At 70.4% G+C, this 6,608-nt stretch carries 9 protein-coding genes; 5 read left to right on the top strand and 4 right to left on the bottom strand.

The window, feature by feature from the left end; genetic code table 11:
- The 4 genes from proC to B0W88_RS28555 form a co-directional block, all read left to right on the top strand.
- The coding region (gene proC / locus B0W88_RS28570; protein WP_077037944.1) for a pyrroline-5-carboxylate reductase at positions 1-660 on the top strand (660 nt) is incomplete at its 5' end.
- A gap of 147 nt (positions 661-807) precedes the next feature.
- Complete coding sequence (locus B0W88_RS28565; protein WP_077037943.1) at positions 808-1,344, top strand: chorismate lyase; 537 nt, start codon at positions 808-810, stop codon at positions 1,342-1,344.
- 11 nt (positions 1,345-1,355) lie between these two features.
- Positions 1,356-2,501, top strand: coding sequence for an HPP family protein (locus B0W88_RS28560; RefSeq protein ID WP_077037942.1), 1,146 nt, complete (start codon positions 1,356-1,358; stop codon positions 2,499-2,501).
- A gap of 115 nt (positions 2,502-2,616) precedes the next feature.
- A complete protein-coding gene (locus B0W88_RS28555) occupies positions 2,617-3,156 on the top strand; it encodes a hypothetical protein (RefSeq protein WP_077037941.1) in 540 nt (179 codons plus the stop codon).
- A gap of 9 nt (positions 3,157-3,165) precedes the next feature.
- On the opposite strand, the gene B0W88_RS28550 is transcribed toward B0W88_RS28555, so the two are convergent.
- The 4 genes from B0W88_RS28550 to B0W88_RS28535 form a co-directional block, all read right to left on the bottom strand.
- On the bottom strand, positions 3,166-4,011 hold the full coding sequence (locus tag B0W88_RS28550; protein WP_233151880.1) for a Sir2 family NAD-dependent protein deacetylase: 846 nt from the start codon (positions 4,009-4,011) through the stop codon (positions 3,166-3,168).
- On the bottom strand, positions 4,008-4,493 hold the full coding sequence (locus B0W88_RS28545; RefSeq protein ID WP_077037940.1) for a hypothetical protein: 486 nt from the start codon (positions 4,491-4,493) through the stop codon (positions 4,008-4,010). Before B0W88_RS28545 ends, B0W88_RS28550 begins: the two co-directional genes overlap by 4 nt.
- Before the next feature lie 114 nt (positions 4,494-4,607).
- Positions 4,608-5,099 carry a GFA family protein gene (locus tag B0W88_RS28540; protein WP_077037939.1) on the bottom strand — a complete coding sequence of 164 codons (492 nt, stop codon included), beginning with the start codon at positions 5,097-5,099 and terminating at the stop codon, positions 4,608-4,610.
- A 6-nt stretch (positions 5,100-5,105) separates the two neighbouring features.
- The gene (locus B0W88_RS28535) at positions 5,106-5,540 is read right to left on the bottom strand and encodes a response regulator (protein WP_077037938.1); all 435 of its coding nucleotides are present in this window, start codon (positions 5,538-5,540) and stop codon (positions 5,106-5,108) included.
- Positions 5,541-5,686: 146 nt separating this feature from the next.
- Between B0W88_RS28535 and B0W88_RS28530 the strand changes: the two genes are divergently transcribed.
- Positions 5,687-6,532 (top strand): amidohydrolase, encoded by an 846-nt coding sequence (locus tag B0W88_RS28530; RefSeq protein ID WP_077037937.1) that lies wholly within the window; start codon positions 5,687-5,689, stop codon positions 6,530-6,532.
- Positions 6,533-6,608: the final 76 nt, after the last annotated feature.

The raw sequence follows: 6,608 nt of genomic DNA, 5'->3' as shown, positions 1-6,608 counted from the left end.
GTCCATGCGGGCTCGGCCGAGCTGGGCGAAGGCCAGGGCCTGCTGGTCTGGGCCGTCAAGCCGCAGATGTTCGGCGAGGCCGCCGCGCCCTGCGCCGGCCGCATCGGCGGTGCGCTCCAGCTCTCGGTGATGGCCGGCATTCGCAGCGATGCGATCGCGAAGGCGACCGGCAGCGAGCGCGTCGTGCGCGCGATGCCCAACACCCCGGCGCTGATCGGCCAGGGCATCGCCGGGCTCTACGCCCGCACCGCTGTCTCCGCCGACGATCGTGCGCTGATCGAACAGGTGATGGCGCCGACCGGCCAGAGCCTGTGGGTGGATCGCGAGGCCGATCTCGATGCGGTGACCGCGCTGTCGGGCTCCGGCCCGGCCTACTTCTTCTACGTCGTCGAGGCCATGATGGCCGCGGCCGTCGAGATGGGCCTGAGCGCCGAACAGGGCCGGCGCCTGGCCTTGGCCACCTGCGGCGGCGCCGCGGCGCTGGGCCTGCAGTCGGACGAATCGCCGACCGTGCTGCGCGAGCGCGTGACGTCCAAGGGCGGCACCACCTACGCGGCGATCACCAGCATGCAGGCCGACGGCGTGGGCCCCGCGATCGAACGTGCGGTGAGGGCCGCGCAGATCCGCGCCAAGGAACTCGGCGACGAGTTCGGTGGGTGACATGAAGCCCCTCGTCCAAGGAGTACCTTGGCCGGTCCCCCGCGGGGACGGCGATGCTTGCGGCGTCGAGCCGCAAGCACATCGCCAGAGCGGGCCGCTTGGGGGCGGCCCGGCGCTTGGCCCGCAGCAATACTGAGGTCCCGTTTCATGGGTAGAGCAAGCCGCGACAGCTTGCGCGACTGGCTGCGCGCGCCGGGCTCGCTGAGCAAGCGCCTGGCCGCGCTGGGCACCCGCTACGAGGTCCAGGTCTTACGGCAAGAGGTGACCCCGTTCCGCCAGCGCGAGCGCGATGCGCTGGGCCTGCCGCGGCGCGGCTGCACCGTCGTGCGCGAGGTGATCCTGTGGGTGGACGGGCAGCCGCTGGTGTGGGCCCGTTCCTCGGTGCACCAGACCTCGCTGGCCGGGCCCTGGAAGGCGCTGAAGGGGCTGGGCACGCGGCCGCTGGGCCACCTGCTCTATGACGACCCGCGCGTCACCCGCAGCGAGCTCGAGCCGCGCCGCCTGGCCCGCTACGGGCACACGCGCCGGCAGATGCAGCGCCAGTGGCTGGCCGCCACCGGCGAGCTGCCGTCCCCGCAGATGCTGTGGTCGCGCAACTCGGTGTTCCGCCGCCGCGGCGCCGAGCTGCGCGTGATGGAACTTTTCTTGCCCGCGCTCAAGGCATACCGGACCCGGCCCCGCTGAGAATCGGCGTCATGTCTTCCGCCTCCTCGATCTCCAGTTTCTGGCGCGCCCTGTGGCCCGCCGCCATGGCCGTCAACGGGCGCGAGCGTGTGCGCGCCGCGGTCGGCGCCGGCATCGGCATGCTGCTCACCGGCCTGCTCGCGCAGCTCTGCGTGGCCACCCATGCGATGCCCAGCGCCATCTGGCTCGTCGCGCCGCTCGGGGCCAGCGCGGTGCTGGTGTTCTGCGTGCCGGCGAGCCCGCTGGCGCAGCCCTGGTCGGTGGTCGGCGGGGACACGCTCTCGGCGCTGGTCGGCATCGCCTGCTTCAGCCTGCTGGGCGGCACGGCCTTCTCCGCGGCGCTAGCCGTGGCGCTGGCGATCGCCGTGATGTTCGCGCTGCGCTGCCTGCATCCGCCCGGCGGCGCGGCGGCGCTGCTGATGGTGATGGCCGGCGTGCACGACTGGCGTTTCGCGATCTTCCCGGTGCTGGTCAACACGCTGGCGCTGGTGAGCGCCGGCATGGTCTACAACCGGCTCACCGGCCGCGCCTATCCGCATGTGTCGCAGCCGCCCGCGGCCGCGCCGGCCGGCACGCCGCAGTTCGCCGAGGCCGACCTCGACGCCGCGCTGGCCCGCTACAACCAGGTGCTGGACATCCCGCGCGACGACCTCGCCGCGCTGCTGCACGAGGCGCAGCTGCATGCCTACGAGCGTCAGTTCGGCACGCTGCGCTGCGCCGACATCATGTCGCGCGAGCCGCTGTCCGTTCAGTTCGGCACGCCGCTGCAGGAGGCCTGGCAGCTGCTGCGCGAGCGCGGCATCAAGGCGCTGCCGGTGGTCGACCGGGCGAACCGCGTGATCGGCATCGTCACGCTGACCGACTTCATGCGCGCCGCTCCGCTGGACGAGCACGACGGCTTCGCCAACCGCCTGCGCGGCTTCCTGCAGGCAACACCTGGCCCCAATTCGGACAAGGCCGAGGTGGTCGGCCAGATCATGTCGCGCACGGTGCGCGTGGTCAGCGCCGACCGGCCGGTGGCCGAGCTGGTACCGCTGTTCGCCTCGACCGGCCACCACCACATTCCCATCGTCGGCACCGAGGCGAGGCTGGTCGGCATCCTCACGCAGTCCGACCTGGTGGCGGCGATCGCACGGTCGACAAGCCGTGCGACTTGAGCGTTAGCTTTTCTTCTCCCTAATTCCGAGACCCCACTGACACGCCCGAAGCGAAGACCCGCCTATAGACTGAAAGCGAGAGGGAGGTTCCACAACCGCAGTACGCAGGAATCTCATGAAAACACGCCAGGTCACGATCTTCACGGGTCAGAGTTTCGAAGTCCCCCAGTGCATCCAGCGCATCGACCACCAGTCCACCCACGGCTGGCAACTGCGCTACGGCGGCACCAAGCTTTTTTCCGATCACTCGCAGGATGGCAGCGGCGCCGCTGCCGCGCTGGCCGCCGCCACCAAGGCGCTGCTGGTCCGCATCGCCAAGATGCCCGCACCCTCCCGCCTGCAGCGCCAGCCCAGCGGCACCAAGGCCAGCGGCCTGCCGGTGGGCATCTCCGGCCCGGTCGTGCGGCAGCGCGCCGGCAGCCGCGTGCGTGACTGCAGCTTCGCCGTCTCGCTGCCGCGCTATGGCAGCGCACCGCGCGGGCGCAGCGTGTACATCGGCACCGAGAACACCTACTCGCCCGAGAAGTACGCCCAGGCCCTGGCCAAGGCAGTCGCCCTGCGCGAAGAAGCAGAGGCGGCCTACCAGCGCGCCGCCACCCGCGCCCGTCGCGCCGAGAGCAAGACGCTGAAGGCCACGGCGGTGATGAAGAAGTAACCCCTCAGTTCAGCGCAGGGCCTGCAGCGCGCCGTCGAGCGCCCGAAGCCCTTCCAGCGCGCCCAGGGCGAGCCCCACGTCGGCGCTCGTCGGCACCTGCGGTTCACGCGGATTGATGCGGATCAGCCGGCCGCCATGCGCGTGGATGACGCGCTGGCTGAAGTGGCGCACCGAGGGTACCGCCGTGCCGGCGCCGATCTCGATCACCACCGGCCGCCGCGCCGATGCGATCCAGCGCGACAGGCGCAAGGCCTGACCCTCGCTGCGGTCGGGCACCCAGCTCCCGTCGCCGAACATCAGCACGTTCGGCCGCGCCAGGGCATCGCAGCGCGGGCAGCGGGGCAGGGGGCCGCGCCAGCGGCAGGCCGCGTCGTCGACCACATCGGTGTCCAGCCCGTCGGCCGGGAACAGGGCGCTGCTGCAGGGCCGCGTGCATTGCAGCCAGTGCAGCGAGCCGTGGCACTCGACGACAAGAGCCTGCTCGTCGAAGCCGGCCTTCTGGAACTGGCCGTCCACATTGCTGGTGTAGACGAAGCCGCCCAGCGGCACGCGCTCGGCCCATTGACGCAGCAGCCCGAAGCCCGCATGGGGCGTGGTGTTCCGGTACAGGCCGAGGCGGTGGCCATAGAAGCCCCAGGCCAGCCCGGGGTCCTCGGCGAAGGTCTGCGGCGAGGCGACGGCGGTGAACTCCAGCCGCGCGGCGGCCAGGGCCGGATAGGCCTGCCAGAAGCCGGTCGTGCCGCGGAAGTCCGGCAGGCCGGAATCGACGCCCATGCCGGCGCCGGCGGCGATGATCAGCGCATCGGCCTGCTCGATCAGTTCGGCCGCGTGCTGAAGGGGATCCCGGTTGATCAATGCACGCCTGGCAGCGCGTTGTCGCCGACCCGCACCACCGGCCAGTTGACGACGATCTTCGTGCGGGTCAGTTCCACCTCGCCCTTTTCCTCGGCCGCCAGCACCGCCTCTTCCGACTTCAGCACGTGCTGGGCCACGCCGGGCTTCCAGCGCACCATCACCAGCACCCACAGCGGGTGGTAGTTGGTGTCGGCGTTGCCGGCGCCGAGCGGGCGCGGGATCGAGGGCAGCACGCTGCCCTGCTCCTCGCCCGGGAACTTGTAGGCCTTCTCGACCGGGCCGGCCTTCAGCGCGTCGGCCAGCGAGGGCACGTAGTTGAGGCCCTGCTTGCGGGCCAGGTTCTGGTCGGACACGTCGGTGCTGACGTAGTGGACCATCTGGCCCTCGTACCAGGCCTCCTTGAGCGGGAGCGTGATCTCGGCCGCATGAGAAGTGACGGCCAGGCCGGCCAGCATTGTGGCGAAGAGGAAACCGATGCGCATGCTCGTCGAGCCTCCCGGAACGTTGTGATGGATGGGTGCCGATTCTTCGGCCCGCCGTTGCAGGCATGACGCTGAATCTTGCCGTTAGTGCGCAATGCTGCACAAGCGGGCTTGCTACAGCCTGTCCAGCCCGTGCCGCTCGTGCCACTCGGCCAGCGACTCGTCGGGCCACTGCTGCACGTGGCGATGGCCCTTGCCGCGCGGCACGTCCACCCAGCCCGCGGCATAGGCCAGGCCGGCCTCGACCACCTCGGGCGGGCGCGGCAGCGGCGTGTCGATGGCCGAGGCATGCGGATGGATCAGTTCCGGCCAGCGCGGGTCGTACAGCCACAGCGGGCTGCCGCACTTGAGGCAGAAGCGCCGCTCGGCGGGCGAACGCCGCGCCCGCTTGCCGGGCTCGCGCAGCACCGCGTGGTAGCAGCCCAGCTGCTTCGCGCCCTTGCGGATCTTCAGCGTGGCGGCGTGGCCGCCGAGGTTGATCCCGTAGCCGCCGCTGCCGGCCGTCTTGCGGCAGATGGAACAGTGGCAGTGCATGAAGGGCACGGGGCCGTGCGCCTCGAGGCTGAAGCGCACGGCGCCGCAATGGCAGGAGCCTTCCAGGACCATAACGCGTTACTCCACCAGCAGCTTGCGCGCCTTCAGCGCCAGGTGGATCTTGTCGCCGATGGTGTCCTTGTTGAAGGGCTTGACGATGTAGCCGGTGGCGCCGAGCTGGGCCGCGCGGACGATGTCCTCGCGCCGGCCCTCGGCCGTCACCAGCAGCACCGGCACGCTGTGCAGCGGATCGTCGGCGGGCTTGGCGCGCAGTGCCTCCAGCAGCTGGAAGCCGTTCATCACCGGCATGTTGATATCGCTGAGCACGAAGTGCACCGGCTCGCCGCCCTCCGCCGCGTTCTCCAGCATGCGCAGCGCGAGCTGGCCGTTCTCGGCCTCGGCGATCTTGCGAAAGCCCAGCTCACGGATCAACCCGCAGATGATGCGCCGCATCGTCGAGAAATCGTCGACTACCAGGAAACTGAAGTCCTCGCGCTTGATCGTCGTGACCATGGCCCCTCCCGTGCTCCACGGGCGATGCTACACGGCGCGGCCCATTCAAAAGCGCGCGGCGGCGATAGGAAGAGGCGCGAGTTCCTCGACGCTCGAGGGGCAGCCATGCACCATGAAGCACCTGCCCTGATCCGCCTTGCCGCGCCATGAACCTCATCGACATCCATCCCCACATCATCTCGGACGACGAGAAGCGCTATCCGCCCGCGCCGCTGTTCGGCAAGCGCTCGGACTGGTCGCAGGAGCGGCCCTGCACGGTGCAGACGCTGATCGCCGCGATGGACGCCGCCGGCGTGGCCAAGGCCGCCGTGGTCCACTCGTCCACCACCTACGGCTTCGACAACAGCTATGTCGTGGATGGCTGCGCGCAATACCCGGACCGGCTCGTCGCCGTGGGCTCGGTGGACGTGCTGGCCGACGACGTGCCCCAGGTCATCAAGGCCTGGGCCGACAAGGGCCTGGCTGGCCTGCGCATCTTCACCGGCGGTTCGACCAAGGATTTCGACCCCAGCGAGCTGGACAACCCGAAGAGCTTCAAGGCCTGGGAGATGCTGGCCGAGCTGCGCCTGCCGATGTGCATCCAGACCGGGCCGATCGGCCTGCCGCAGGTGCGCATGCTGGCCGAGAAGTTCCCGAACGTGAAGATCATCCTCGACCACCTGGGCCGGCCCGACGTGCTCGACGGCGCGCCGTACGCGGCGGCGCAGAGCCTGTTCGACATGGCCGATCTGCCTAACCTTCATATGAAGCTGACTCCGCGGATCTTCGGCGACGTGAAGAAGGGCAGTGCCAGCGCCGAGACCTTCTTCCCGCGCGTCGTCGAGGCCTTCGGCGCGCAGCGCCTCGCCTGGGGCTCGAACTTCCCGACCTCGCCCGGCGCGCTCAGCGAGATCCTGGCCGAGGCGCAGGCGGGCCTGGCCTGCCTGTCGGCGGACGACCGCGAGTGGATCTTCGGCAAGACGGCCGCCACCCTCTATCCGCGCCTGGCATGAACGGCGCCGAATCGCTCGTCGCAACCCTGGTCGACCAGGGCGTGGACATCTGCTTCGCCAACCCGGGCACCTCGGA

Origin of the sequence: Pelomonas sp. KK5, from assembly GCF_001984095.1 — a bacterium.
GTDB lineage: Bacteria > Pseudomonadota > Gammaproteobacteria > Burkholderiales > Burkholderiaceae_C > KK5.
This window is presented reverse-complemented; position numbering and strand designations above follow the sequence as displayed.